At 64.0% G+C, this 25,821-nt stretch carries 26 protein-coding genes, 1 tRNA gene and 1 pseudogene; 13 read left to right on the top strand and 15 right to left on the bottom strand.

The genetic code is table 11. From position 1 onward, the window contains the following. The 7 genes and pseudogenes from AC0L2J_RS05025 to AC0L2J_RS04995 form a co-directional block, all read right to left on the bottom strand. Positions 1-258 (bottom strand): annotated as a pseudogene (locus AC0L2J_RS05025) (IS5/IS1182 family transposase); the annotation flags it as partial. A gap of 110 nt (positions 259-368) precedes the next feature. Then, entirely contained in the window at positions 369-575 is a 207-nt protein-coding gene (locus tag AC0L2J_RS05020; RefSeq protein ID WP_007615092.1) for a hypothetical protein, read from the bottom strand. Positions 576-646: 71 nt separating this feature from the next. Beyond that, entirely contained in the window at positions 647-1,060 is a 414-nt protein-coding gene (locus tag AC0L2J_RS05015; RefSeq protein ID WP_007615093.1) for a Rieske (2Fe-2S) protein, read from the bottom strand. 16 nt (positions 1,061-1,076) lie between these two features. Next, positions 1,077-2,189: an amidohydrolase family protein gene (locus tag AC0L2J_RS05010; RefSeq protein ID WP_473387548.1), complete on the bottom strand. Its 1,113-nt coding sequence runs from the start codon at positions 2,187-2,189 to the stop codon at positions 1,077-1,079. Positions 2,190-2,203: 14 nt separating this feature from the next. Next, positions 2,204-3,268, bottom strand: a complete 1,065-nt coding sequence (locus AC0L2J_RS05005; RefSeq protein ID WP_473387546.1) for an amidohydrolase family protein — start codon at positions 3,266-3,268, stop codon at positions 2,204-2,206. 213 nt (positions 3,269-3,481) lie between these two features. Beyond that, entirely contained in the window at positions 3,482-3,757 is a 276-nt protein-coding gene (locus AC0L2J_RS05000; RefSeq protein WP_063994015.1) for a YiaA/YiaB family inner membrane protein, read from the bottom strand. Between the two features lie 40 nt (positions 3,758-3,797). Beyond that, positions 3,798-4,493, bottom strand: a complete 696-nt coding sequence (locus tag AC0L2J_RS04995; RefSeq protein WP_063994016.1) for a PspA/IM30 family protein — start codon at positions 4,491-4,493, stop codon at positions 3,798-3,800. Between the two features lie 102 nt (positions 4,494-4,595). Between AC0L2J_RS04995 and AC0L2J_RS04990 the strand changes: the two genes are divergently transcribed. The 3 genes from AC0L2J_RS04990 (at position 4,596) to AC0L2J_RS04980 (ending at position 8,488) form a co-directional block, all read left to right on the top strand. Next, positions 4,596-5,204: a TetR/AcrR family transcriptional regulator gene (locus tag AC0L2J_RS04990; RefSeq protein WP_084777395.1), complete on the top strand. Its 609-nt coding sequence runs from the start codon at positions 4,596-4,598 to the stop codon at positions 5,202-5,204. A 113-nt stretch (positions 5,205-5,317) separates the two neighbouring features. After that, the gene (gene hydA / locus AC0L2J_RS04985) at positions 5,318-6,772 is read left to right on the top strand and encodes a dihydropyrimidinase (protein WP_473387543.1); all 1,455 of its coding nucleotides are present in this window, start codon (positions 5,318-5,320) and stop codon (positions 6,770-6,772) included. 96 nt (positions 6,773-6,868) lie between these two features. Then, complete coding sequence (locus AC0L2J_RS04980) at positions 6,869-8,488, top strand: ABC transporter substrate-binding protein (RefSeq protein WP_473387541.1); 1,620 nt, start codon at positions 6,869-6,871, stop codon at positions 8,486-8,488. Here AC0L2J_RS04980 and AC0L2J_RS04975 read toward each other — a convergent pair. Beyond that, positions 8,485-9,828, bottom strand: coding sequence for a glycoside hydrolase family 3 N-terminal domain-containing protein (locus tag AC0L2J_RS04975; protein WP_473387539.1), 1,344 nt, complete (start codon positions 9,826-9,828; stop codon positions 8,485-8,487). The two genes, AC0L2J_RS04980 and AC0L2J_RS04975, sit on opposite strands and share 4 nt — an antisense overlap. 187 nt (positions 9,829-10,015) lie before the next feature. Here AC0L2J_RS04975 and AC0L2J_RS04970 point away from each other — a divergent pair, with 187 nt between their 5' ends. Genes AC0L2J_RS04970 through AC0L2J_RS04960 form a run of 3 tightly spaced genes read left to right on the top strand, consistent with a single transcriptional unit; the run spans position 10,016 to position 13,813 of the window. Further along, positions 10,016-11,506, top strand: a complete 1,491-nt coding sequence (locus AC0L2J_RS04970; RefSeq protein ID WP_473387537.1) for a DUF4153 domain-containing protein — start codon at positions 10,016-10,018, stop codon at positions 11,504-11,506. A 19-nt stretch (positions 11,507-11,525) separates the two neighbouring features. Continuing rightward, positions 11,526-12,230, top strand: a complete 705-nt coding sequence (locus tag AC0L2J_RS04965) for a response regulator transcription factor (protein ID WP_473387535.1) — start codon at positions 11,526-11,528, stop codon at positions 12,228-12,230. After that, positions 12,227-13,813 carry an ATP-binding protein gene (locus AC0L2J_RS04960; protein WP_473387533.1) on the top strand — a complete coding sequence of 529 codons (1,587 nt, stop codon included), beginning with the start codon at positions 12,227-12,229 and terminating at the stop codon, positions 13,811-13,813. Before AC0L2J_RS04965 ends, AC0L2J_RS04960 begins: the two co-directional genes overlap by 4 nt. On the opposite strand, the gene AC0L2J_RS04955 is transcribed toward AC0L2J_RS04960, so the two are convergent. Next, positions 13,810-13,950, bottom strand: a complete 141-nt coding sequence (locus AC0L2J_RS04955; RefSeq protein WP_007597071.1) for a hypothetical protein — start codon at positions 13,948-13,950, stop codon at positions 13,810-13,812. The genes AC0L2J_RS04960 and AC0L2J_RS04955 overlap by 4 nt on opposite strands. Positions 13,951-14,029: 79 nt before the next feature. Between AC0L2J_RS04955 and AC0L2J_RS04950 the strand changes: the two genes are divergently transcribed. The 4 genes from AC0L2J_RS04950 (at position 14,030) to AC0L2J_RS04935 (ending at position 18,002) form a co-directional block, all read left to right on the top strand. Next, the gene (locus AC0L2J_RS04950; protein ID WP_473387531.1) at positions 14,030-14,599 is read left to right on the top strand and encodes an alpha-ketoglutarate-dependent dioxygenase AlkB; all 570 of its coding nucleotides are present in this window, start codon (positions 14,030-14,032) and stop codon (positions 14,597-14,599) included. A gap of 231 nt (positions 14,600-14,830) precedes the next feature. Beyond that, positions 14,831-15,325, top strand: coding sequence for a hypothetical protein (locus AC0L2J_RS04945; RefSeq protein ID WP_473387529.1), 495 nt, complete (start codon positions 14,831-14,833; stop codon positions 15,323-15,325). 133 nt (positions 15,326-15,458) lie between these two features. Next, positions 15,459-16,388 (top strand): alpha/beta hydrolase, encoded by a 930-nt coding sequence (locus AC0L2J_RS04940; protein WP_473387527.1) that lies wholly within the window; start codon positions 15,459-15,461, stop codon positions 16,386-16,388. Positions 16,389-16,778: 390 nt separating this feature from the next. Continuing rightward, positions 16,779-18,002 carry an ABC transporter substrate-binding protein gene (locus AC0L2J_RS04935; RefSeq protein ID WP_473387565.1) on the top strand — a complete coding sequence of 408 codons (1,224 nt, stop codon included), beginning with the start codon at positions 16,779-16,781 and terminating at the stop codon, positions 18,000-18,002. A 232-nt stretch (positions 18,003-18,234) separates the two neighbouring features. Here the strand turns inward: AC0L2J_RS04935 and AC0L2J_RS04930 are convergent, their stop codons facing one another. Then, entirely contained in the window at positions 18,235-19,797 is a 1,563-nt protein-coding gene (locus AC0L2J_RS04930) for an adenylate/guanylate cyclase domain-containing protein (protein ID WP_473387525.1), read from the bottom strand. Between the two features lie 178 nt (positions 19,798-19,975). On the opposite strand from AC0L2J_RS04930, the gene AC0L2J_RS04925 reads away from it, so the two are divergent. Then, positions 19,976-21,067, top strand: coding sequence for an enolase C-terminal domain-like protein (locus AC0L2J_RS04925; RefSeq protein WP_473387523.1), 1,092 nt, complete (start codon positions 19,976-19,978; stop codon positions 21,065-21,067). Positions 21,068-21,096: 29 nt separating this feature from the next. Here the strand turns inward: AC0L2J_RS04925 and AC0L2J_RS04920 are convergent, their stop codons facing one another. The 5 genes from AC0L2J_RS04920 to cpdR form a co-directional block, all read right to left on the bottom strand. Continuing rightward, entirely contained in the window at positions 21,097-21,519 is a 423-nt protein-coding gene (locus AC0L2J_RS04920) for a RidA family protein (protein ID WP_473387521.1), read from the bottom strand. A gap of 221 nt (positions 21,520-21,740) precedes the next feature. Continuing rightward, on the bottom strand, positions 21,741-21,986 hold the full coding sequence (locus tag AC0L2J_RS04915) for a hypothetical protein (protein ID WP_473387563.1): 246 nt from the start codon (positions 21,984-21,986) through the stop codon (positions 21,741-21,743). Positions 21,987-21,997: 11 nt separating this feature from the next. Then, the gene (locus AC0L2J_RS04910; protein WP_473387519.1) at positions 21,998-22,483 is read right to left on the bottom strand and encodes an L-2-amino-thiazoline-4-carboxylic acid hydrolase; all 486 of its coding nucleotides are present in this window, start codon (positions 22,481-22,483) and stop codon (positions 21,998-22,000) included. Between the two features lie 230 nt (positions 22,484-22,713). Next, positions 22,714-22,788, bottom strand: a tRNA-Val gene (locus AC0L2J_RS04905). A 74-nt stretch (positions 22,789-22,862) separates the two neighbouring features. After that, on the bottom strand, positions 22,863-23,222 hold the full coding sequence (gene cpdR, locus AC0L2J_RS04900) for a cell cycle two-component system response regulator CpdR (protein ID WP_007597092.1): 360 nt from the start codon (positions 23,220-23,222) through the stop codon (positions 22,863-22,865). 379 nt (positions 23,223-23,601) lie between these two features. Here cpdR and AC0L2J_RS04895 point away from each other — a divergent pair, with 379 nt between their 5' ends. Both AC0L2J_RS04895 and hisN read left to right on the top strand, forming a co-directional pair. Then, positions 23,602-24,492 (top strand): N-formylglutamate amidohydrolase, encoded by an 891-nt coding sequence (locus AC0L2J_RS04895; RefSeq protein ID WP_007615122.1) that lies wholly within the window; start codon positions 23,602-23,604, stop codon positions 24,490-24,492. A gap of 538 nt (positions 24,493-25,030) precedes the next feature. After that, positions 25,031-25,813, top strand: a complete 783-nt coding sequence (gene hisN / locus AC0L2J_RS04890) for a histidinol-phosphatase (RefSeq protein ID WP_007615123.1) — start codon at positions 25,031-25,033, stop codon at positions 25,811-25,813. Positions 25,814-25,821 lie beyond the last annotated feature (8 nt).

Here is a 25,821-nt window from a genome sequence, read left to right as displayed (position 1 = left end):
CTTCGGCGAGGCCGGCGGATGTCCGGGCTCGCCCTCCCGCGCCTTGATGACGTCGTACAGCGCCGACAGATCCAGCCCCTCGACAAACGACCAAACCGCGCGGACCGGATGATCATCCCCTACCAGATCGTCCAATGCCGCGACCTGCATGCTCATCTGGCTGCGTTCCGGTTCTCGCAACCGCACCGCGCCACGTCCCTTGGGTAGTGGCTTATCCTGCTCGGGCAAGTCTTCGAACAATTGATCGTCAGCCATCATCTGCCCCTGCTTCGCCCCGTCATCGAATCATAGCAAAGCGGCTACGGCAAATGCCCGTTTAGACGAAAGATTCTCACCCTCTCAGGATGAGAGGTTACACATGGGGCGCTCTACAGCGTCTCTTGCTGGTGCCCGCAATTCTTGCAGGCAAACTTGATGCGGGTCTGTCCCTTTGGCGCCTGCACACGGTTCGGGGCGCCGCATTTACCGCAGACGGCCTCGATGCGGGTATCGCCCTGCTTGACGACGACGGTTTTCTTTTCCATCGATTCGCGGATCAGGCGCTCGGCCTCCTCACGCAGGGATTGTTTCGACAAGGCTCGTCTCCGCGATAAATGCGGGCGTGGCTTATCCCACCTGCGGCGAAATCACAATCCGAAACGGCTGGTCAGACCTCGACAATCACGTAGCTGTCCTCAACATGCACCGGAAACGTCTCGGCAACATACGGACCTTTCTGGAGTTCCTCGCCGCGCTCCACCGCGACCGGATATGACCTTATCTTGACGCGCTTCGGGTCGAACCAGGACTGGCCGTTGCGCATGTCGAATTCCCAGCCGTGCCAGGGACAGCGCAGCATCTCGCCGACGCGCGAGCGCTGATAGATACCCGGCTCGGGCGAGGTCAGCCGCGCCACGCAGGCCGCTTTCTCCAGCGGCGCGCCTTCGTGCGGGCAGCGGTTCAGCAGCGCGAAGAACTCGCCATTGACGTGGAACACGACAATGTCGCGGCCGGCGACATCGACGACCTTGTTGCCACCGGGTGGGATCTCCGAGATGGACGCGACGATGTGACGGGCCATACCGTTCAGACCCCTCTCAGAACTTGTAGACCGCGCGGGCATTGCTGCTGAAGATCTTCTTTCGCTCGGCTTCTGTCAGCGGCGTCTTGAAGGCGAAGCGCGGATCGTCGAAATCCCAGTGCGGATAGTCCGACGAGAACAAGAGACGATCGATGCCGACCCATTCCATCAGCGAGCGCAGGTGCCGGGCCTCGTCAGGTTCGTCGATCGGTTGCGTCGTGAACCAGAAATGCTCACGGACGTATTCCGACGGCTTGCGCTTGAGATGCGGCACCTCGCTGCGGAAGCGCTCAAAATGCTGGTCCATCCGCCACACCGCGGACGGGATCCAGCCGAAGCCGCCCTCGATGAAGACGAACTTCAATTTTGGGAAGCGCTGCGGCACGCCCTCGATCACGAGACTGGCAAGCTGCGCCGCAATCGTGTGCGCGTTCGACTGGTGCTCCTCGACATAATAGGACGGCCAGCCGCCACCGGTCGGCGCATGCCCGCCATATCCGCCGACATGGATGCCGAGCGGCAGGTCCAGCGCCTCAGCACGTTCGTAGATCGGCCAATAGCGTCGGCGGCCGAGCGGCTCGTTGGCGCGCGGCGAGACGTTGATCTGGATGTATTCGCCGATTTTCGCGCAGCGTTCGATCTCGGCAAGGGCGAGATCGACGCCATCCTGACCGACCAGGATCGAAGCCTTCAAGCGCGGGTCGCGATGTGACCAGAACGCCAACTGCCAATCATTGATCGCACGCTGGATCGCGGCGCCGAATTCGAGATTCTGCTGCGAGAAGATGAAGAGGTCGAGCACCTGCAAAATCCCGAACTCGACGTCGAGCGGATCGAGGTGCTGCTTCTGCATGAAGGCGAGATCCGAGCCGGGCGGCCCGCCCGTCGGCGGCCAGGCATCGCGGCGCGCGATCAACGGCGAGGAGCGAGGATAAGGCGTGGTAAACAGATACGGCGTGCGCAAATGGCTGCCATATTCCTTCAGATGCTGCTGCCAGCGCTTTGGCAGGAACTCGTTGAGATCGTCGGGCGAATGCAGGCTCGGATGGACGTCGCAATCGACGATGCGCAGCCGCGAGGCGGCGGGCTTCTCGTCTTCCCCCAGCGGGCGGTCGATGACTTCACTCATGCGAACCTCCAAAGTCAGTTGGCGAGCGACAGCCGCGGAAACGTCTCCAGCGGGTTGTCGACGCACATCTTCGAGATGATGCTGTTCGGCAGGTTCGGCGGGATCGGATCGTCGCCGTCGAACTGCCAGTGCGGATAGTCGGACGCGAACAGGAACATCTTCTCAGAACCGATCTGGTCGATGATCTCCTCGACGCTTTTCGCGTCGCCAGGTGCGTCGAACGGCTGCATGGTGACGCGAAAATTGTCGCGAATGATCGCAGCCGGCTCGCGCTCGACCCAGGGCACCTCGACGCGCACCCCGCGCCACGTCTTGTTGGCGCGCCACATGAAGGCCGGCAGCCAGCTCACGCCGGATTCCATCAGCACGACCTTGAGGTCCGGAAACTTGCCGAATACGTCCTCATAGATCAGGCTCAGGATCTGCGCCTGAAACGCCTGCGCCTCGACGAAGTAATATTCGTAGCGGTGCGACGGCCAGCCGGCCGAGCTCGGCGCCTGCCGATATTGCGTGCCGGCGTGGATCGCGAGCGGCAGCTTGTATTTCTCGGCGAGCCGATAGACCGGCCAGAAATGCCGCCGACCCAGCAGCGTCTCGCCTTGCGCCAGCACGAGGATCGAGACGAAGCGGTGATCACCGGCGCGGCGCTCGATCTCCTCGATCGCCAGTTCCGGGTCCTGCATCGGCACCACGATCGAGGCACGCAGGCGCGGATCGCGCGACAGCCACTCAGTGGCGATCCAGTCGTTGATCGCCTTGCAGAAGTCGGCCGCCATGTAGGGGTCGAACACGGCCTGCGCACCATAGAGCACGTTGATGATCGCGTGGCTCGCGCCAAGCTGGTCGAACGCGCCCTTCTGCACCATCGCGAGATCGGATCCGGGCTTGGCCCCATTCTTCGGCCGCCAGTCGGCGCGGCCCGCCAGCGGCATGCCCGGCGGATAGGAGGTCAGGTCGAGCCCGTCGATGGCGCGGCTCACGACCTGCTCTTTCCAGTGATCGCTGAGATAAGGCAGCAGCGTCGTGCGCGTGCCACCAACCGCCGGGTGGATGTCACAGTCGATCCGCATCGCTGCCATAAGGTTCCTCGCCAAGGTAATTATAAGCACATCTTTTTGGCGGCATTCTTTGTGTGCCGCTCGCGCAGAGTGCTCCGGCCGCCGCCGGTGCGCAAGGGCGCGCGCCCGCGCGATCCGTCATGGCTCGGTTGCATTTCGCGGGTGCAATACGTGCCGGCGCCGAAGCAGCGGAGCGAATTGCTCCGCTGCTTACTTACGTGTTGCCTATACCTCTCAAGCCGCCTTGGAGACTTCCATCAGCAGACGTTCCGCCTTGGCATCCTCGATGCGGTTCACCATCCGGCTGCTTTCATGGTTGTCGCGGACCGTCTTGGTCAGGGTGATGCAGGTCTGGATCAGCATGACGATGCCCATGGTGAGATAACCCTTCATCCAGAGGTCGATCGGCATGAAGAAGATGCCGATGGCGATGAGGAAGGCGGAGGCTGCGAAGGACACGTAAGTGAAAGTCACCCAGGCGCCGCTGTGGGGCTGGCCATTCTGGTTCATGATGGTCTCCTGCTGGTTCGAACGATGATGAGGTTTGGGATCAGACAGTCGGCGTGCGCTTGGACTTCAACCGCGCCAGCACGTCGTCCGCGGTGGTCTTGAGCCGGGGGCCAAAACCCTGCTCGGCGAGTTTTTCGGCGGTGGCGAGCGGACCGGTGGCCGCATCGAGCTCGACCAGCGCGTCGTCGGCGGCCTGGGCTTCCATCTGCCGCTCACGAAGACGCCTCAAAGTGCTCTCCGCCTCCGGCAGCGTAGATTCGTAGGGGCGTGCCGCATCGATGCCGCTGCGGCGAAGCGAGCGCACCGCCTCCGAGGCACGGGCGACACGGCGGCCGCGGTCGAGCTCGGTGATGCGGGCTTGCGCGCTTGCGACGTGCCGCTTCAACCGGGCGATCTCGGTTGCGAACAAGGCGCGCGCCGTCAGCGCTGCATCGCGATCAGCCTCCAGGCCGGCGATGGCTTTAGCGGCATCGTTGGCGAGATCCTCGCGGCCGCCGGCGAGCGCCGCAACCGCGCGCGTCTCGAGATCGGCGATGCGGGCGACGGTCGCCTCGAGCTTGCGACCTTCCTGCTGGTCCTGCGCGATCGCCAGCGCCAGGGTCCGTTTGCCCCGCTCGAGGGCGGCAGCCGCGTCGCGCATCTGTTGATCGAGGATCAGAAGGGCCGTCCGGTCTTCCAGCTCCTCGCCCGCGGCGGCCACGCTGCCGCGGAAAAGTGTCACTACGGTCTTGAACATCTGAAGCTCCCTGTTATGAGCGTCGCTCACAGACGGTTTGTAGCAAGAAACTTGAACATCGTTCAATAAATATTTGAGCAACGCTCAGAAATTTGGTTGTAGATGACTAAGGCGTTGGAACGTCGAGAGAAACTCAGATCCGATTTGATCCTGGCTGCGGAACGAATGATCGCCGACAGGGGCTTGGCGGGCCTGAAAACCCGCGATCTCGCCCGCGAGATCGGCTGCGCCAACGGCGCGGTCTACAATCTAGTCGCCGATGTGGACGAGCTGATCCTGCGCGTCGGCTCGCGCACGCTGCTTCGGCTCGACGAGGCCCTGAGCACGGCGGAAAGCGCGGGCGAGCCGTCGCCGCAGGAGCGGCTGGTCCGCATCGCCCTCTCCTATTGCGATTTCGCCGCGGAAAATCTCGAACTGTGGCGCGCTCTGTTCGAGCACCGCATGGCAGCCGACAAGCCCCTTCCCGACTGGTCCATCGACGACCAGATGCGGCTGTTCCGCCACGTCCACCAGCCGCTGGCCGCGCTGTTTCCAAAACGCAGTCGGGAGGAGCTCGGCATCACCGCGCGCAGCCTGTTCTCGGCGGTGCATGGCATGGTGGCGCTGGGGCTGGAGCAGAAGCTCGTCTCGGTACCGCTGCCGGCGCTCCGGGAGGAAATCGCGGGCCTGGTGCGCGCGATGGTCGACGGACTGATCGCGCGGGCGGCGTAGAGGCCGGAGAGAACACGGCTCAACTGTCGGCGGTGCCTGACTAAAATTTCACCTGTCGCATCGCATGCGGCGCGCTTAGCTTCGCGAGGTTTACGCCTCTCTCCGGAGCTCCAATGCCCCTCCTCATCCGCGGCGGCACCGTCGTCAATCATGATCATTCGCGCCGGGCGGACGTGCTGATCGACGGCGCGACCGTCGTCGCGGTCGGGCAGTCGCTCGATGCGCCCACCGGCAGCGAGATCATCGATGCCGGCGGCGCCTACGTCATCCCAGGCGGCATCGATCCGCACACCCATCTCGAAATGCCGTTCATGGGCACGGTCACCGCGGACGATTTCGAATCGGGAACCAAGGCGGCGCTGGCCGGTGGCACCACCATGGTGGTGGATTTCTGCCTGCCCGATCCCGGCCAATCGATGCTCGCGGCCTATCAGGAGTGGCGACACAAATCCGAGAAGGCGGCCTCCGACTACGGCTTCCACATGGCCGTAACATCCTGGTCGAAGCAGATCCATGACGAGATGGAGACCGTGGTCAAAACCTACGGCATCAACACCTTCAAGCACTTCATGGCCTACAAGGGTGCGCTGATGGTGAACGACGACGAGCTCTACAACTCGTTCGCCCGATGCGCCCATCTCGGCGCCATGCCGGTCGTGCATGCGGAGAACGGCGACGTCGTCGCCCTGATGCAGGAGGCGCTGATCGCGCGCGGCGTCACCGGGCCCGAAGGACACGCCTACTCGCGGCCACCGGAGGTCGAGGGCGAAGCCACCAACCGCGCCATCATGATCGCCGACATGACGGGGACTCCGGTCTACATCGTGCACACGAGCTGCCGCGAGGCGCATGAGGCGATCGCGCGGGCACGCGCAACCGGCAAACGCGTCTATGGCGAGCCGCTGATCCAGCACTTGCTGCTCGACGCCGATGAATATCAGAACAAGGATTGGGATCATTCCGCGCAGCGCGTGATGTCGCCGCCGTTCCGCGACAGGTCGCATCAGGATAGTCTTTGGGCCGGCCTGCAAGCCGGCTCGCTGCAGGTGGTCGCGACCGACCACTGCGCCTTCACCACCGAGCAAAAGCGGTTCGGGCTCGGCGATTTCAGAAAGATCCCGAACGGCACCGGCGGCCTCGAAGATCGCCTCGCGCTGCTATGGACCGCGGGTGTCGCCACTGGACGGCTGACGAAGGAAGAATTCGTCGCAGTGACCTCGGCGAATATCGCCCGCATCCTCAACATCTATCCGCGCAAAGGCGCGGTCGCCGTCGGCTCGGACGCGGATATTGTAGTTTGGGATCCCAAGGCGAGCAGGACCATCAGCGCGAAGCGGCAGATGAGCCGGATCGACTACAACGTGTTCGAGGGCTTTTCCTGCACCGGCGGAGCGGCGGCGACGCTGTCGCGCGGCCGAATCGTCTGGAAGGATGGCGATCTGCGCGCCGAGGCCGGCGACGGCCATTATGTCGAACGCCCTGCGTTCTCGCCGGTGCATGTCGCCAATTCCACCTGGAAAGAGCTGACAGCCCCGCGCGCCGTCGGCCGCGGAGCGGTGACGCCGTAGAATTGAAGGTCCGCGCAGCATCCGACGCCGTGAAGCGCGGCCGATGGCATGCGCCTTGCCTCTTTATGGTGCAAATCTCTCAAGAGTGAGGCACCCATGAGCGCATCATCTTTCGACCTAAACCGCCGCAGCGTGCTCGGTGGCTTCGGCCTCGCCGGAATAGCGGCCGTTGCGCCCCGTCTCGCCCGGGCGCAGGGTCGTGCCGAGACGCTGCTGGTGGTGCAGGAGCTCGGGCCAAACTCGCTCGACATGCAGGGCGTCGGCTCCAACCAGACCGTGAACGGGCTGTCCTGGAATTGCTACGATCGCCTACTGAGCTACGCCTCCAAGAACCTCCCGGACGGCACCCTGTCTTATGACCGCGAGAAGCTCGCACCTGAACTCGCCGAGAGCTGGGAGGTCGCCGCCGACGGCATGTCCTGCACTTTCAAATTGCGGAAGGACGCAAAATTCCACGACGGCACGCCGGTCACCGCGAAGGACGTCAAATGGTCGTTCGACCGCGCGGTGAAGGTCGGCGGCTTTCCGACGTTCCAGATGTCGGCGGGATCGCTGGAAAAGCCCGAGCAGTTCGTCGTGGTCGACGACCACACCTTCCGCATCGACTATGTGCGCAAGGACAAGATGCTGCTGTTCCACGTCGCGGTGGTCGTGCCCTTCATCATCAACGCGGAGCTCGCGAAAAAGAACGCGACGGCGGAAGACCCGTGGGCGCTGGCGTGGCTCAGGAACAACGAGGCTGGCGGCGGCGCTTACAGGATCGAAAGCTGGAAGCCGGGCAGCGAGACCGTGCTGGCGCGCTTCGACGATTGGAAGTGTGGACCTCTCCCGAAGCTCAAGCGCGTGATCGCGCGCGACGTCCCCTCCGCCGGCACCCGCCGCGCCATGCTGGAGCGGGGCGATGCGGATATCTCCAGCGGCTTCGCGCCGCGTGACTTCGAACAGATCATCAAGGAGGGCAAGGTCAAGGTCTCGGGCGTGCCGATCCCGAACGCGCTCTGGTCCCTTGCGCTGAACACGGCAAAGCCGCCGTTCGACAATGTGAAACTGCGCCAAGCCGTCGCCTGGGCGATGCCGTATGAGCAAATCCAGAACAGCGCGTTCTTTGGGCGTGCCGTTCCCATGTATGGCGGAGCAGCAGACGTCTCGAAGCCGGTCTGGCCGCAGGCGTTTCCGTACGTAACCGATCTCGACAAGGCCAAGGCGTTGATGAAGGAGGCGGGATTTGAAGCCGGCTTGGACACAACGTTGTCGCTCGACACCGGCACCGCCACGGTCGGCGAGCCGACCGCGATCCTGATCCAGGAAAGTCTCGCCAAGATCGGCATCAAGGCGGCGATCGAGAAGATCCCCGGCGCGAACTGGCGCACGACGCTGAACAAGAAGGAGCTCCCGCTCGCGCTGAATCGTTTCAGCGGCTGGCTCGATTATCCCGAGTATTACTTCTACTGGAATTTCCACGGCAACAACTCGATCTTCAACATCTCCTCGTACCAGAACAAGGAGATGGACGCGCTGATCGACAAGGCGCGGTTCACCACGGATGCTGCCGAGTACGACAAGGCCGTGAAGGATTTCATCGCGCTCTGCATGCGCGATGTTCCCGTCATTCCGCTCAACCAGCCGATCCACGACGTCGCCATGCAGAAGGCCATCACCGGCTACGAGTTCTGGTTTCATCGCGAGCCTGACTACCGGCAGTTCGCGAAGGGCTAGTCTTGGCGGGCGGCGCTGACGGTGGGTGAGGCGGCTCGTGCCTGCTCGGACGGGAAACCCCGCGCGAGCCGCGCTTCGCTCGCGCGTAGCATCGCCGTATCGAGCTTACCTTGCCGCGATCCATCCAGGGCGCAAGCGAAAATCCGGTAGAATTGCGCGCCGTCATAGGCGACCAGCAGCAGATCGACCCCCGCGTTGATGGCCTCGACCACGGCCTGGCAGACGTCGTGCTGGTAGATCGCGCCCATGACGAGATCGTCGGTCATCACGACGCCCTGATAGCCCCATTTGTCGCGAATGATCCCCTCGACGACACGCTTCGAATGCGAGGCGGCGCGATCGGGATCGACGGCCGTGAGCCTGACATGCCCGACCATGATCGCGCTGCGCGAACGCGACAGCACCTCGCGGAACGGGAGCCAGTCGGTTGCCTCCAGCTCCCCGACCGGCGTGTCGAGATTGGCACTGAAATGATGCGTATCGGTGCGCACGCGCCCGATGCCGGGAAAATGCTTGAGCGTGGCGCCGACGCCGGATTGCTCCAGCCCGCGCACATAAGCGCGCGCGATCGCGCCGACGACGGCCGGATCGGTCGCAATCGCGCGCTGACCGATGAGTGTGTGGAAGTCGAGACGATTGCGCCGGCCCGGCGGCTTGAGATCGAGCACCGGCGCGAGATTGAGGTTGACACCGAGCCCGGCGAGTTCACGTCCGTGGATGCGGCCGAACTCTGCCGCTTTGGCCTGTTGGTCATCGGGGGCAAGCCCGGCAAGCGTCGCCAGCGCCGGCAGCTTCGTCAGCGGCGGCGCAAGATGCCCGACGATGCCGCCCTCCTGGTCCGCGGCCACGACCAGCGGCGGCAGGCCGGCGGCTCGCCGCTTGTCCTGGAGCGCCGCGATCTCGGCACGCAGTGACTCGGCGGTCCGACCGCGGATGTTGTGCCGGGTGACGTAGATACCGCCGATCAAGCCTTGCTCGGCGAGGCGCGCGACCTCCGGGAAGGAGGTATAGCCGACCATGAAGTGAGGTCCGAGCTGACGCGCCTCGGCCGCACTGGCGGCAAGAACATCGTGCTTGCGCAGTTCAAATTTCAGGTGCGCCGCCGACATCAGGAGCGGCGGAATGCACCAGAGCATGACGAGCAGCTTGCCCGGGATGCTGCGCCAGCGCCCGCGGTGCAGCAGCACGATGACCATTACGATGCTTGTGACGACAATCGCGATGTTTCCGACGCCGCGCAGCACGAGAAGATAGGGGTCGTTCTTGTTCGCGGCCGCAAATGCGACGAGAGGCGCGGCAAGCCAGAGCAGGATGAGACCGGTGCGGTTGAGGAGCTGCATGATGCGTCACGCCCAAGGTGATGTATGCATCGCACCTATCAAAGCGATCTGCGCCGCGTAAGGACCAAAAGCGCGTCTGCACATAATCTGCAAAAGACTCCTGAAGCCGTGCAGACGACGATCCCGCCTTCTGCACAAACGACGTTCAGACTTCGTGATGCCACCATTCACGAAAGGCCATTTGAACATGACGAGCCTGGCTTCGACGATAGCAGCGGACCTCCAGCCGATCAGGCCTTCCTCCATTCTTGCCAAGCTTGGCCTCGCACTGGCACTGGTTGCGCTCGCCGACTGGCTGTTCTATGGCCCGCGTATCGGGCTATCGCTGACGCTCTTTGCGATCGCGACGGCTTGCGTGTCGGTGTTGTTCAATCATGCGGCACTGGACCTGCGACGCGCCATGATCGGCGCGGTCATTCTCGTCGCCGGCCTCGCACCGGCAGTCGAGGAGCTCAACATGCTCACCTTCCTGATCCTCACCATGGCGCTGGCCATCGCGCTTCTGATCGCGACCAATCCGGAAACGACCGAACTCACTGAACGTGCGCGCGCGCTGCGCAACCTCTTCCTGCTCGGGCCCTTCAGGTTCTTCCTCGACGCGCTGCAGATCTTCAACATGTCGGGGTTCACCCGGGGCATCGCACTCTGGCTGATGCCTGCTGTGATGAGCACCGCCTTCGTCGCGCTGTTCGCGGCGGCCAATCCGGTGATCGAGCAGTGGGTGTCTCTGCTCAATCCAAAGCTCATGTTCGAGTGTATCAGCATCCCGCGCGTGCTGTTCTGGACCATGATGCTGGCGCTGGTCTGGCCGTTCATCCATGTGCGCTGGCGGCGCAGGACGATTCCCACCACGACGGTCGTCGATGGCTCCGTGCCGCCGCCGCTGCCGTCCCAAGTCTCGGCTCAGTTCCTGTGCCCCTCCACCATCCTGCGCTCGCTGATCCTGTTCAACCTGCTGTTCGCTGCGCAATCGATCCTCGACGGTATCTATCTCTGGGGGCATGTCGCGCTGCCGACTAATTTGACCTATGCGGCCTATGCCCATCGCGGCGCCTATCCGCTGATCGCGACCGCGCTCCTCGCCGCCGCCTTCGTGCTGGTGGCGATGCGCCCGGGCCGTCCGGCGGAGAAATCGAAGATCATCCGGCCGCTGGTCTATCTCTGGGTGGGACAGAACGTCCTGCTCGTCGCCTCCTCCATCCTTCGCCTCGACCTTTACGTCGACATCTACATGCTGACCTACTGGCGCATCGCGGCCTTCATCTGGATGGGGCTGGTGGCGCTCGGGCTGATCCTGATCGTCGCCCGCATCGTGCTCGACAGGTCCAACCAATGGCTCGTCGGCGCCAATCTGATCGCGTTAACGATCGCCCTGTATGGCTGCTCGCTGGTGAACTTCGACGCGTTCATCGCCGACTATAATCTGAGCCACAGCAACGAAATGTCGGGGAAGGGCTTGAGCATCGACGCCAACTATCTCCTCACACTCGGGCCGCAGGCGCTGCCTGCCCTCGACGAGGTCATCGCTCATCGCCCGGGCGACAACTGCCTTGTGTCGCGGCGCGATCGGCTTGTAGAAGTCCAGCGTCAGGATCTGGCCTGGCGGAGCTGGGGATTCCGGAATTGGCGGCTTCAGCGCAGGCTGGACGCGCTGACGAAAGCTCAGCCGGCGGGCTGACGGGGCAGCGGAGAGATTCTTGGCGCATCGCATTCTCATCGTCGACGACGAAGGCCATATCCGCGAGGTCATCCGCGTCGCTTTGAAGAAAGCCGGCATGGACGTGATCGAGGCGCGCGACGGCAAGGAGGCGCTGACCCGCTTTGCCGCCGACAGGCCTGACCTGATCGTGCTCGACATCGGCATGCCCGAATTCGACGGCCTCGACGTCTGCCGCGAGGTGCGCAAAGCCTCCGACGTGCCGATCCTGTTCCTGTCGGCCCGCGACGAGGAGATCGACCGCATCCTCGGCCTCGAGATCGGCGGCGACGACTACGTGACGAAGCCGTTCAGCCCGCGCGAGCTGGTGGCGCGGGTCAACGTCATCCTGCGCCGTCTCGGCCCGCGCAATGGCGAGGCCAAGGCGGGGCCGTCGGCACTCGCGCAAGGCGGCCTGTTGATCGATCCCGAGCAGCATGTCGCGTCGTTCGCCGGCACGCCGCTGAAGCTGACCGCGATCGAGTTCGGCATCTTGCGCGCGTTCCTGACCCGGCCGACCTCGGTGTTCAATCGCGAGCAGCTGATGCGAGCGGCCTACCAGCTCAACATCCAGGTCTCCGACCGCACCATCGACAGCCACGTCCGCAACATCCGCGCCAAGCTCGCGGCGCTGGCCTGCGACAACGTCATCGAGACCATCCACGGCGTCGGCTTCAAGCTCGGCCGCTGCGAGAAAGAGGCATGAGCGCCGCGCCCGACAAATGGCGGCCGTCGCTCACCCTCGTGATCTTCACGGTGCTGGCGACCGTCGGCGTGCTGCCGCTGGTCGGCCTGTTCTTCTTCCGTCTCTACGACAACCAGCTGATCCGCCAGACCCAGGCCGAGCTGATTGCGCAGAGCCGCGTGCTCGCGACGATCTATGCGCAGGAAGTCACGGCGCGGCTCGACAGCGGCTTGACGCTCGGCGCCGAGGTGCCGCCGAACGTGCTGCCTGATCCGGGCGACCAGGTCACCCCGATCCGTCCCGCGCTCGACCTCACCGCCAACGATTTGTTGCGGCGGCGGCCCGAGGCGCAAGCCGCTCCGCAGCCGGCGCAGCCCGTCTATGTCGAGATCGGCGCAAGACTGACGCCGATCATCCGCGAGACCCAGAAGGTGACGCTGGCAGGCTTTCGCATCCTCGATTCCCAAGGCGTGGTGATCGCCGGGCGGCAGGAGGTCGGGCAATCGCTCGCCCATATCGAGGAGGTCGCTGACGCGCTGCATGGGCAATACCGCGCCACCCTGCGCAACCGAGTGCCCGACAAGCCGCCGCCGTCGATCTATTCCTTCAGCCGCGGCCTCGGCGTCCACGTGTTTTCGGCCATGCCTGTTATCGTCAACAACCGCGTCGCAGGGGTGATCTACACGACGCGGACACCGAGCAACATCTTCGACCATCTCTACCAGGAGCGGGCCAAGTTCGTGCTGGCGGGTCTTGCCGTGGTTCTCGGCACGATCGCGATCGGCCTCGTATTCTCGCGCACCATCACGCTGCCGATGCGCGAGCTGATCGATCGCGCCACCAGAATTGGCCGCGGCGACCGCGAGGCGTTCAGGCCGTTGCGGCACTACGGCACGCGCGAGTTCGCCCAGCTCTCGCACAGTTTCCTCGGCATGGCCGAACAGCTCGCGCGGCGCTCGGACTATATCGCGACCTTCTCGGCCCACCTCACCCACGAACTGAAATCACCGCTGACCTCGATCAAGGGCGCCGCCGAGCTGTTGCAGGATTCGGTTCAGGGCAAAGCGGGCAGCCTGACGCTGGTCGAGCAGGAGATGTTCATCGCCAACATCCTGTCCGACACAAAGCGGCTGGAAGCGATGGCGCAGCGGCTTCGCGAACTCGCGCGTGCCGAAAGCCTGCCGCAAAACGAGCGCACGGAATTGGCGCCCGTAGTTGCCGATCTCAGGAGCCGGTTTCCGGCGAGCTCGATCGAGGCCAGCGGCAGCCTCGACCTGATGATCGGCATGTCGGCCGAGAAGGCGCTGATCGTGCTGTCGCACCTCGCGGACAATGCGATGCGGCACAAGGCTGGGAGAATCAGGCTGGAGGCGATCGATGAGCGCACGACCCTGCTTCTGACTGTGAGTAATGACGGCGAGCCGATCTCGGCGCCGAACCGCGACAGGATCTTCGACGCGTTCTTCACCACCCGCCGCGACCAGGGCGGCACCGGGATGGGGCTGGCGATCGCACACGCGGTGATGGCGAGCCATGGCGGCTCGATCAGGCTCAAGCCGACCGAGCAGGGCGCGGCGTTCGAGCTGCAGTTTCCAATGGGCTAGATCGCGAACACCCAGGCGGCGACGATGGTGCCGATGGTGACCAGACCGGCGATGGTCCAGCCGGCGGCGTATTCCAGCTCAGGATGACCGGTCGCCCGCATGATCTCTGCCGGATCGGCGGTATGCTTCTCTGCCATGACAGCCTCGCACGTTACTTTCCGCGTCATATGTAAGTCGCATCAGCCACCATTAGGTTCCATCACGGAAATGCGAGGAATGACGCAGCTTGGTTTGTTCGCCGATCCGCACGCAGGGCCTGCCGGTCTTCGCTATGCCGATGACTTCGTCGAGGCCGCCGCCGAGCAGGCGCTCATCGGCCGCATCGCAGCATTGCCGCTCCAGCGCTTCCAGTTCGGCGCCTTCGAGGGCAAGCGCCGGGTGACGTCCTTCGGCTATCGCTATGACTATTCGCTGCAGCGGCTGGCCGAGGCCGAGCCGATCCCGGGCTGGGTGCTCCCCATCGCGCGGCAGGTCGAGGCATGGGCGGGCCTCGCCAGCGGCAGCGTGCGGCAGGTGCTCTGTACCGAATACGAGGCCGGCGTCGGCATCGGCTGGCACCGCGACAAGCCGCATTTCGACAAGATCCTCGGCCTGTCGCTCGGCTCGTCCTGCAAATTCCGCTTCCGCCGCCGCAGCGGCGACAAATGGGAGCGCCACACGCTCGAAGCCCGGCCGCGCTCGCTTTACGTGATGGACGGCGAGGCGCGGTCGCAATGGGAGCACAGCATCCCACCGGTCGAGGCGCGCCGCTATTCCATCACCTTCCGGACGATGAAGCAGGCCTGACAGGCGGGCCAAAACAAAAAACGCGAAAACAACCCCATGCACAGTAGAACGGCCGTGTCGGTGCGAAGGCTCGGCCGCGCGACATAACCGTTTGACACCTCGGGGCAAAACAGCCGCACCGCGCAAAGGTGCAAGGCCCGGCGAACTTGCCTTCTAATTCGCGTTTACATGCTAAGCTGGTTCCACGCGCCGCCCGAAGGGAAGCCGCGATAGCAGGTCCAGGGAGGCAAGATGAAAGCCGGTCGATTGATCCTCGTCTGCACCCTCGTTGTCGCTACCGCCTCCGGCGTCGCCGATGCCTCCGACGCGACGCCCGCAAAAGTCTCGGGCTCGACGGCGCTGGCGCTCGCGGGGGTGATCGCGCCGCTGTCGTCGGTCCTGTCCGGCGCCGAGAAGAAGGCGATGGCGATGCTGTTCGCCGCCAACAGCGACATTCCCTACAAGAAGCCGATCGTGGTGACGGCCGATCGAATCGTCTGCCGCGCCGGCAATGTCGACATCACCGTGCGGAACTGCGAGGTCACCTTCGGCAAGAAGACCAGGACAGTGAATGGCTCCACGGCCAGCGAGATCTTCGCCACCGAAGCCCTGGCCGGCATTCCGCCCGACGGCGCCGCAGGATCGAATTTCGAGAGCCTGACCAAGCTGAGCTGCACGATCGACCCCAATGCCATCCGCCGGAAGGACGGCAGCGGGGCGGATTGCACGTTCCAGCCGGGAAAATGATCCACGCGTGGAGACGAGCCGGGAGAACCATGGGTGCCGTGAAATCGCCTCATGACCAGCTAACTAATAAGGCGAATTGAAAAGACGGGCCAAACGCGCGAGCCCATATCGGGCACGCAGGGCCAACACCGACATGAAGAATTTCCTCGCATTTTTTCTGATCCTGGGCGTGACGGCAGCCTCCGCGCACGGCCCCCTACCGATGTGGCCGGCCGCGCCATCCGACGTTGTCCGGGTCGGCCTCACCGACAACGACACCACCGCGGGCGGCACCGCGCGGCTGTGCGAGCAGGTCACCTTCTCGCGCGGCCTGCGCTACGGCGAGAGCGAAGCCAATGTGCTCGATGTCGCCACCGCCACGACCAAGGCGGATACGCCGCGGCCGGTGCTGCTGTTCGTGACCGGCGACACCTTCACCGGCGACCGCTCCGCGCCGGAGCTGTCGCGCCAGATCCAGGACCAGGCCATGTGCTTTGCCGCACGCAACGACATGATCGGCGTGCGCGTCAACTACCGGCTGGCGCCCTCGGCGACGTGGCCGGCGGGTGCGACCGACGTGGCGGCGGCGCTGTCCTGGGTCCACGGCAATATCGACCTGTTCAACGGCGACGCCCGCGAAATCGTTGCGGTCGGCTACGGCGCCGGCGCCTTCCATGTCGCCACCCTGCTGGCCCATCCCGAACTCCAGACCGACCGCGCCGACGTCGCGGCGCTCGTGCTGGTGTCCGGGGTCTACCGCGCCGGCAAGGACGCGAGCGATAGCGAGAAGGCCTATCTCGGCAGCGACGCCAGCCAGTACAACAAGCGTTCGGTCTTCCCCGGCATCCTCAATGTCGACATCCCGATCGTGCTGGCCTGGGCGGCGGATGATTCCGCCGGCATCACGACGCAGGGCGAAACCCTGAAGAAGACGCTCTGCGGCGCCGGCCATTGTCCGCGTAGCGCACTGCTGCGCAGCCGCGACGGCATCGCAAGCGCCTTCGGCCTCGACGGCTCCGGCGACAGCCTCGCCGAGCCGACGCTGCTGCTGGTGCATCAACTCGAGGCGCGGGGCTTGCCGTAGCGGCCGGTTGGTGGCGGTACGCTAACGGCACAGACCTTTTGCTGGGCTACCCCTCTCCCCCGCCCTCCCCCTCAAGGGGGGAGGGAGCGCAGCGGAGCGCGTGGCTTCTCTGTACGCTCATCGTTATGAAGCCAATGAGTCAAAATGCACTCGCCACAAGCAAGGTGTGTTCCCTCCCCCCTTGTGGGGGAGGGCTAGGGAGAGGGGTGCCACACGGCACACTCTCTCGATTGTCGGCGCGTCAGCACGCTTGCCCCTTTCCTCGGGCAGACAGCTGCGTTGCAGAAGAGGCCGTTCAAGCCACAGCTTCGACAAACGCTTGACCTAGATCAACTCGCCTTGCTGCGGATCGAGCCGACCTCGTTGGGGGCCAACGACAAGGTGTTGAGTATGGGCGTCACCGGCAGGATGCTGTTCGTTTCGATGATCGCGTTCGCGTCGCTCGGCGCGATGTCCGAGCAACGCGCCGATCAACCCACCGCGGGCAACGAAATCCGCATCGGCAATGTCATGCCGTATTCGGGACCGCTCTCGGAGTTCGGCGCCATCGGCCAGGCGGAATCGGCCTATTTCGACATGGTCAACGCGCGCGGCGGCATCAACGGCCGCAAGATCCGTTTCATCACCCGCGACGACAATTCCGACCCGACGACCGCGCTGGAGCTGACCCGCAATCTTGTCGAGAAGGACGACGTGCATCTGATGTTCGGCTCGTTCGGCACGCCGGGCAATCTCGCCGCGCGCTGGTATCTGAACGCGAAGAAAATTCCGCAACTGTTCGTCGCCTCCGGAGACGAGGAGCTGAGCCAGGCCAAGGCGTTTCCCTGGACCATGGGCTGGCAGCCGTCGTACCGGTCGGAGGGGCGCATCTACGCCAACTATCTCCAGGCCTATTATCCCAGGAAGAAGATCGTGGTGCTCTGGCAGAACGACCAGTTCGGGCGTGCGCTTCTCAAGGGCATGGAGGAAGGACTTGGCGATCTGAACCGTCTCGTCCTCGTCGACATCGCCTTCGACATCAATGACGAGCATCTCGACGGGCACGTCTCGATCCTCAAGCGGGCCGGCGCCGATATTTTCGTCTTTCTCGGCGTACCGTCGACGGCATCCAAGGTGATCAAGCTGGCGGCGGCACTGAAATGGCGCCCGGTCTTCATCGTCAATGACGCCTCCGCCTCGATCGCCAACGCGATGGCGCACGCAGGCCTGGAGAATTCCTCCGGCGTGATCTCGGCGGCCTTCCTGAAGGACCCGAGCGATCCCGCATGGAAGGACGATCCTGCCATGAAGGACTGGTTCACTTTCATGGACAAGTACCATCACGACGAAAGCACCAACAGCAGCGCTGCACTCTTTGGCTACGCCGCGGCAGAGGCGCTGACGCAGGTGCTGAAGCAGTGCGGCGACGACCTGTCGCGCGAGAACATCATGCGTCAGGCGGCTTCGCTGAGGAATTATCAGCCCTCGGTCGCCCTGCCCAACATCAGGATGAACACCTCGCCGAACAGCTACCTGCCGATCAGGCAGATGCGGCTGGTCCAGTTCGACGGCCGCTCCTGGCAACCCTTCGGCGACGTGATCGAGACGGCGTTTACGGAAGGCGCCGCGCGGTGAGGTGACTCACGACGCCCTTTTGCTGGGCTACCCCTCTCCCCCGCCCTCCCCCACAAGGGGGGAGGGAGCCGAGCGGAGTACGGAGAGACGTCGCACCATGATCGACGTCCGCGATAGTCGGACAACGTCGCCACATCAAAGGTGCGTTCCCTCCCCCCTTGTGGGGGAGGGCTAGGGAGAGGGGTGCCATACGGGACACTCCGTCGATGGGAAACGGCAACGCGCGTGCTCCTCACGCCGGCTTCAGCGAGGCCAGCGCGTTCTCCAGCAGCGAGCGCACCCGCGCCGCGTCGCCGGATTTGACCACGGCGGGATCGAGATAGAGCTCCAGCCCCGGCGCTCGCTCGGTGATGATCCCGCTCGTTTCGGCCGCCGCATCGTTCAGCGCGTCGACCGAATAGGGAATGACTTCGCGGCTGATGCCCTTCATCGTGATCGCGGGCAGCGCGTGGGCGCGGACGACGTCGCTGACCAGCGCGAAGGTCTCGTAGCTCAGCACGATGCCGCCGGGCTCGGCGATCGATTGCAGGCGCGCGGCGAGGTTCGCCTCGGCACCGATGATGGTGTAGTCCATGCGGTCGCTGCTGCCGAAATTGCCGACATTGCAATAGCCCGAATTGATGCCCATGCGGGCCTTGAACGGCAGCTCGATGCCGGAGGCGCGCCATTTCGCATTGAGCTCGGTGAGACGGCGCTGCATGCGCCAGGCCATCTGGAGGCAGGCCTGCGCGTCGGTGCGGTCGCCCTTGGTCTCGGGATCGCCGAAGAAGATAAGCATGGCATCGCCGATGAACTTGTCGATGGTGCCGCCAAATTCGTGGGCGACCGCCGACATCTCGGTGAAATATTCGTTGAGGAGCTGGGTCAGCAACTCCGGCTGGAGCCGCTCCGCCGTCGCGGTGAAGTTCTGGATGTCCGAGAAGAAGATGGTGAGCTTCTTGCGCTCGGTGTGGATCGTCACGTCCTTCTGGCCGGAGAAGATGCTCTTGTAGACCTGCGGCGGGATGTAGCGCGAGATCTTCATCGACAGCGAAGCCAGGAAGTCGTTGGCGGATTCGAGCTCCTTGTTCATGCCCTTGATGCGGCTGGCCTGGCGGCGCTGCAGCGAGAGGAACGACAGGCCGCTGCCGGCGGCGATCAGGAAATAGGCCAACAGGAACTTGAACGAGAAGATGTTGGCGGCGATCGGCTGGGCGATGATCACCTCCTGGATGCCTCTGACGTCACCGACTTTCCAGTCTTTCTTCGGGCTCTCGGGATGGCTGTTGTGGCAGCTGACACAGGCCGGGCCCATCGTGACAGGCGCGATCAGCCGGACCTTGTCGTTGAACAGCGAGGTCTCGGTCTCGACGATCTTCTGCTCGGGGTCGGCGCGCAGGGCTTCCAGCGCGTCCTTCTCGAATTTGTCGAGCTGGTGCGAGGCGCGGTTCTGGAACGGGAAGTCCGAGACGAAACGGTAGGTGATGTTCTCCTGCTGCGCCCCGATTACTCGGCCAAGCTCCAGCGACAGCGTGGCCGGGATCGGGATCGCGCCGGGGACGGATTCGTAGTTGTGAACGACTTTCGTCGAGCCATTTGGATTGGCGAGGATGCGGCCAACCACGTTGGACGCGTAATAGCTGCGGACGCTGGTAATGACCGAATTGAGATCGGCGGCCTGCCGGCGCAGCGCCGTCTTGCTCAGCTCCGTCAGGTCCAGCCACACGGCCACCGGCAGCGCGAGCAGCAGGAAGGCGATCGCGGCACCGGTCAGGATGCCGCTCTTGCGCTGCTCTTCGGAGATCTCTTGCTTCACTCTTTGGCTCCGTGATGAGCGTTCTTGTCTTGAACCCGGGGGATTTGCGGCACAGAGCCAATAAACGCGCTCCCGCGCAACCCCATTTTATGGTGGTCGCGCCAAGCCGCTTTTCGTTTCATGGCGAATGTTTAAGATCGGCACTAACCTGCATTCACTCCGCCGGGAGCCCCTCCGAATGACCGAGACCATCCGAATCAAGCGCTTCCACGCGCGCCCTGTGATCGTGCCTATGAAACTGCCGCTCCAGACCTCGACCGGGGCGGTCGCAAGGGCACCTTTGGTGCTGATCGACTGCGAGACCGACCTCGGCGCAACCGGGCACGCCTATCTGTTCTCGATCACCCCCTCGGCCTTGAAGCCGTTGACGGCGACGGTCGCGGAAATGTCGGAGATACTGGCGGGCGATGAGCTGCTACCGTTCGAGATCGAGCGCAAGCTGACCCAGCGCTTCACGCTACTGGGGCTCGCCGGCCTGCAGCGGCTGGCACAGTCCGGCATCGACATGGCGGCATGGGACGCGCTGGCGCGCGCACGCGGCCTGCCGCTGGCGCGGCTGCTCGGCGGCGCGCCGAAACCGGTCAGGGCCTACAATTCGAAGGGGCTCGGCATCATGCCGGCGGGTGCCGCGGTGGAGGAAGCCCACAAGCTGCTGGCCGAGGGCTTCCAGGCCGCAAAGATCCGCGTCGGCCGTCCCGATGCGCGGGAAGACCTGAAGGTGGTGCGCGCGGTACGCAAGGCCGTCGGCGACGACGTGACGCTGATGTGCGACTACAACCAGGCGCTGACGGTGAGCGAGGCCATCCGCCGCGGCGAGATGCTCGACGATGAGGGCCTGACCTGGATCGAGGAGCCGATCCGTCACGATGATTATGAGGGCAACGCGCGTATCGCGGATGCGCTGCGCACCCCGGTCCAGATCGGCGAGAATTTCGACAGCGCCTTCGCGATGCAATCCGCGCTCTCCGCCGAGGCCTGCGACTACGTGATGCCCGACGTGCAACGCATCGGTGGCGTCACCGGCTGGCTGCGCGCCGCCGCGCTGGCGCACGCCGCCGGCATCGAGATGTCGACGCATCTGTTCTCGGAAGTCAGCGCGCATCTTTTGTGCGTGACGCCGACCGCGCACTGGCTCGAATATGTCGATTGGGCCGACGCGGTGCTGGCGACGCGGCTGACGGTCAAGGACGGCTTTGCGGTGCCGGGCGAGGAGCCCGGCAACGGGATCGCTTGGGACGAGGCGGCGGTTGCGAAATATTTGGTCGGATAGGCCGCGTTTCGTCGCGACGACCTGCCGTCCTACGACCGAACAGCGGCGATCATACTCAGCTCGACCGGGGCGCCCCGCGGCAACTCGGCGACGCCAACAGATGTACGCGTGTGACGACCGCGATCACCCAGGCGCTCGATCAGACGGTCGGAGGCGCCGTTCATGACTTGCGATTGCTGCGTAAATCCAGGCGCCGAGGCGATGTATCCAACGAGCTGCAAGACATGGACGATCTTGTCCTCTCCGCCCGTTGCGTGGTTGATGGCTGAAATGCAGAGATCAGCGCAGAGTGCAGCAGCCTCCTGTGCGGCGGCGACATCGACACCTGCGCCGACCTTGCCTGAGTACAGCAGGTCTTCTCCGCGACGCGGCAGCTGACCACTGACATACGCAATTCCACTATGGATGATCACGGGCAAGTAGTTGCCGCCGGGCTTGTTCACGCTCTTCATTTCGGTAACCTGCCTTCTTTCCACGTCCCGCCAAGCGACACAGTTTCGCCGAATGCCAGGTTCGTCGCTGCGGCGAAGGATCGGACAATGGCAGGCGGAGAGTCACGGATCAAGGCTACGCCGGGCCGCGCGTTCGGCGGCCAGGACCGAGCCTCTATCCGACCGGATTGAAGGACCTGCGGCGCGGGCCGAAGAGGGCGTCCACCTGAGAGGCGCCCGCGCTACCACGCCTCCGCGCCCGGGATTTTTCTGCGTACCGCCATGCGCTGGATCCATATGCAGCGACGCACGGATCTGTTGGAGCGGCCGACCGCGGATATTCCTTGGCCGGCCTGCAGCAGTGGCGCCACGGTTTCGCGCAGCGCGCGACAGCGCTGGAGCTCGGCCTGCCAGTCAATAGCCGCGGCATCAGCGCGCGACGTAATCAGCGCAAGCGCGGCCACCGCAAGACAGCTCACCCGAATCATCTGGAGTCCCTTCACTGTGACCCGTCTCCATCGCGCCGGTAGCGGAAGTCGCAATGAGCGGCTCCTTGCATGATTGTCTGCGTCCGCGTGAGCTTGATGTCGGAGCCAAAACCCTCGGCGGTCGCAAAGTCAGCGGTGCAGACCAGGAGAAAACCGAGATCGGGTTCGCCCAGCGCCTTGTAGAACTCGGCATAGGCGCAGCGCTTGACGTCGAACGCGAAGACATCGTGGGTCTGCTCGATCACGTCATAGGCGAGCGCATCGTCGCGGGCGTAGGTTTTGAATGCCGACGACACCGCCTTGCCGAGATCGCTCTCGTTCTCGGCATTGTTCTTGGCCTGCCAAAATTCCTCGCCGAAACCGCGATAGAGATCGCCGAGCGTCTTGCGCACCAGCGCGTTGGCGCGCGCCTCGCCGAGCTCGGCCTGGAGCGCCTTGACCAAGGGCACGAGCACCTGCGCCTGGATCTTTGCTTGCTCGATGACGGAAATGCTCATGGGCGGCCCCGCGTCTGAGACGACCGTAGCACATCGCTGTTGCTATAGAAGATTGTGGCTTGCCTGGTCGAGGTCCGGACGAAAAGTCAGTCTACGCTCTTCGAGCTACGCCGGACACGCTTCTCGCAACGAGATTGGTGGCTTGCCGAGCCGAAGCTCGCGGCGGCAGCCCGCCTGCGCCCTTTGGGCTTCGGCGTGGCATCCTTCACTCGGCTATCGCGAGCGAAGGATGGTGGGCGCGACAGGGATCGAACCTGTGACCCCTACCATGTCAAGGTAGTGCTCTCCCGCTGAGCTACGCGCCCTAGATGTCGTCTAGATCGGGTCGGGTCCCTATAACGGCTCAGGGGAGCCGGTGCAAGGACGGAAGGGGGCCGATTTAGGCCGCCAGCATCTTGTTCACTTCGCTGACCAATTCGCGCAAATGCACGGGCTTGGACAGCACCTTGGCGTTCTTGGGGGCGTCCGAATCCGAGTTCAGGGCGACCGCGGCGAAGCCGGTGATGAACATGATCTTGATGTCGGGGTCGAGTTCCGAGGCCCGGCGGGCGAGCTCGATGCCGTCCATCTCCGGCATCACGATGTCGGTGAGCAGCATCTCGAACGGCTCTTCCCGCAGCCGCTGATAGGCGGCCATGCCGTTGTCGTGGGATGAGACCTGAAAACCGGCGTTTTCCAGCGCCTTGACCAGGAAACGGCGCATGTCGTTGTCGTCTTCGGCGAGCAGGATCTTTGGCATGGCGGAAACGTCGAATCCCCAGAGGATATCAGCAGAGGTCACTAAGCCCGACGGAGGGTAAATTTGGGGTGAAAATCTTTACCCTCCGCAGCTCGCGCTGCCGGACTCTTGTGAACCGGAATACAGTACGAAGCAATCGAGCCGGACCTGCCGGTCCCCACCTCGCTGCCCGCAGGGTTAAGACATGTTCCAGAGCGGATCTCATCTTTTCGCTTGGCAGGATGGTTGCGATTCCGGACAATGACGACACATAAGAGCCGCCCGATCGGCCGAATCAATGTGTTGAGGCCTGGGCCGGGCTTGTTGGATCGTGCGGCGCCAAGGGCGAAGCCTGATTACAAGGGACGAAGCCTGACACCAAGGGACGAAGCCTGAGAAGATGACCCGGTTTGACGGCGACAAGTCGCCAGCCTTCGAGATCGTTGAGCCCGCGCAATGGCGCGCGCCGGTTATCTTCAACTCGCCCCATTCCGGCTCGACCTATCCGGACGAATTCCTCAGCGCCTCCAGGATCGACCTGCCGACGCTGCGGCGTTCCGAAGATTCCTTCATGGACGAGTTGATCGGCCATCTCAGCGAGCGCGGCTTTCCGACCGTGCGGGTCAACTTTCCGCGCTCCTATGTCGACGTCAATCGCGAGCCCTACGAGCTCGATCCCCGGATGTTCACCGGGCGCCTGCCGAGCTTTGCCAACACCCGCTCGATGCGGGTCGCCGGCGGCCTTGGCACCATTCCGCGCGTGGTCGGCGACGGCCAGGAGATCTATCGCGAGCGCATCCTGGTCGACGACGCGCTGGGGCGGATCGAGACGCTTTACAAACCCTATCATCGCGCGCTGCGCCGGCTGATCAACAAGGTGCACCAGATGTTCGGCACCGTCGTGCTGGTCGACTGCCATTCGATGCCCTCGGTCGGCGTCTCCCGCGACGAGCCACGGCGGCCCGACATCGTCATCGGCGACCGCTACGGCACGAGCTGCACGCCGCTGTTGCCCGACCGGGTCGAAGAGACCATGGCCGGGCTCGGCTATTCGATCGGCCGTAACAAGCCCTACGCCGGCGGCTTCATCACCGAGCATTACGGCAACCCTGCCAGCGGCCTGCACGCCGTGCAGCTCGAGCTCAACCGCGCGATCTACATGGACGAGCGGCGGCGCGAGCGCACTCCGCGCTTTGCGCAAGTGGCGTCGGACTTCGGCGTGCTCGCCGACGTGCTGGCGACCACGGTCCCGTTCGGCGATCTCGGCCCGTTCCAGGCCGCGGCGGAATAGGCGCGACGTTTTTCTTCGAACGATCGGGCTGGGTGCGATCAGCGCGAGCGCGTTTCGCCGCGCGCATTGAAATGAAAGCCGACGCTGAAAGAAATTAGAGGCTGAAAGAAAAAAGGGCCGCTTCTAATGAAGAAGCGGCCCAAGTCTAGGGAGGAAACGCCCAAGGAGGGCAGCAGTAACGCGAGAAGCGCTACCGCACCGCAACAATATGCGGCCGCGACGCACAAAGTGCAAGGGCTTTCGAGCGATTTCCCATGCAATGAGGACATAGCTCGGTTGCTTCCAGAGAAACCCAGATTCAGTCCCTTTGATAAGGAAATTCAATGGGTTGATAGTCATTTGCATACGAACGAGGCAAAGTCGGAACTAAGGTTTCAACTCAATGATCGATATTTGCCCAGCGAGGGGCTTTGACCAGGCGAACGCTTCCCGCATCCAAAATACCAGGGTGCAAAAGCAAGACAGCGCTGCACGATCCTTCCGATTTGAGCTAGGCAGGAGTGAGCTTCACCCGACTTTCGCTTTTTGAGGATACGCCGTGACGGTGATCGATTTCTCCGCCTTCATCGGACGGCTCGCCACCGCCTCCGGCGAAACCATCCTGCCATTCTTCCGCACCTCGCTGTCGATCGAGGACAAGAGCAAGACCAAGGATTTCGACCCCGTGACCGAGGCCGACCGCGCCGCGGAGGCGGTGATGCGGCGTCTGATCAAGGCCAACTTTCCCCAGCACGGCATCGTCGGGGAGGAATTCGGCAACGAGCGCGAGGATTCGGACTATGTCTGGGTGCTCGACCCCATCGACGGCACCAAATCCTTCATCGGCGGCTTTCCGATCTGGGGCACGCTGATCGCGCTGCTGCACAAGGGCACGCCGGTCTACGGCATGATGCACCAGCCGTTCATCGGCGAACGCTTTTCCGGCGACAGCGGCTCGGCTCATTATAAAGGCCCATCCGGCGAGCGCCGGCTCCAGGTCCGGCGCTGTGCTTCGCTGTCGGAAGCGACGACCTACACCACCAGCCCGCTGCTGATGAACGAGCGCGACCGCGCCATCTTCGGCCGCATCGAGAAGGGCGCGCGGCTGTCGCGCTATGGCGGCGACTGCTACTCCTATTGCATGCTGGCGGCAGGTCACGTCGATCTCGTGGTCGAGACCGAGCTGAAGCCTTACGATATCGCCGCCCTGATCCCGATCGTGACCGGCGCCGGCGGCGTCGTCACCACCTGGGAAGGCAAGCCGGCGCAGGGCGGCGGCCGCATCATCGCGGCCGGCGACGCCAGGGTTCACGACGAAGCACTGAAGCTGCTCAACGGATAGGCGATCCA

The organism is Bradyrhizobium sp. MV1.5, from assembly GCF_055807615.1.
This window is presented reverse-complemented; position numbering and strand designations above follow the sequence as displayed.